The 211-nt window shown below is 31.8% G+C and carries 1 protein-coding gene; it reads right to left on the bottom strand.

Annotated elements, in window-relative coordinates; all coding sequences use genetic code 11:
• Positions 1-211 (bottom strand): hypothetical protein (locus tag ACX6CF_RS27130; RefSeq protein ID WP_458788485.1); only part of this gene is annotated, 211 nt, incomplete at both ends.

Below are 211 nucleotides of genomic sequence, written 5' to 3'. Positions count from 1 at the left end.
AATTGCTTTCTTTTTCTTTTCGTTCATCATTACATTGTGCGAAACGTTTTTTACCCAATTCTTTTTTATTATCTGTCAGACTTATGGCATATTTCATGTTATCAATGGGTGGAACGATATCCATATCCTCAACTACTACTTCCTCTATTATAGAATCATTCCATGAGAGGACTATCTCATTTTGTTTTCTGGTATCGACAAGTTTATTAAT

Source organism: Vallitalea sediminicola (genome assembly GCF_054408565.1).
Note: the sequence above shows the minus strand (reverse complement) of the source record. Positions and strands in the feature narration are given on the sequence as shown.